At 69.1% G+C, this 624-nt stretch carries 1 protein-coding gene; it reads right to left on the bottom strand.

Annotated features, from left to right (window positions below; genetic code table 11):
- A partial coding sequence (locus KUM32_RS37180) for a tryptophan 2,3-dioxygenase family protein (RefSeq protein WP_217146274.1) occupies nucleotides 1-580 on the bottom strand: 580 nt, incomplete at its 3' end.
- Between the last annotated feature and the right edge of the window lie 44 nt (nucleotides 581-624).

Raw genomic sequence — 624 nt, 5'->3', positions numbered from 1 at the left:
CGTCGCGGTGCAGCACCTCGTCCGGGATGTCGAAGCCCTGCCGGGCGAGGTAGCGCACCACCTCGTCGTACAGGCTCGGCTCGGCCAGCGCCTTCTCCAGCTCGGCGTACTCGCGCGGCGCGCCACGGTGCGGGACCAGCATCGAGGCGGCCTTGTCGCCGAGCAGGAACTCCAGCCGGCGGAACATCGCCGACTGGAAGCCGGAGCCCTCGCCGAGCGCGCTGCGGTAGGCATTGAACTCGCCCGGCGTCATGTGCGCGAGCGGCTTCCAGGAGGCGTTCAGCGACTCCAGCTCGTACGTGGAGCGCTTGAGGGCGGCCAGCGCGGTGGGCACGTCGTCCCGGCGCAGCGCGTCGGCCGCGGTCTGCCACTCGTGCGTGATGACGGTGAACCACAGCTCCATCACCTGGCTCGTGACCAGGAAGACCATCTCGCCCGGGTCGTCGGAGAGCGGGTGCTGGAGGTGGGTGAGCACGGACGCCTTGACGTAGTCGTCGTACGGCGTGGTGCCCTGGAAATCGAGGTTGGGAGTCTCGGGTTCGGTCTCGTTCGTACCGGAACGTCCAGTGTGCTGGGACATGGCGTCTCCTCAGTCCTGCTTCCGGGTAGCGGTCCGCCCCTTCC

Source organism: Streptomyces sp. AC627_RSS907 (assembly GCF_019049165.1).
The sequence above is the reverse complement of the archived record's forward strand: the minus strand, read 5'-3'. Positions and strand labels throughout refer to the sequence as shown.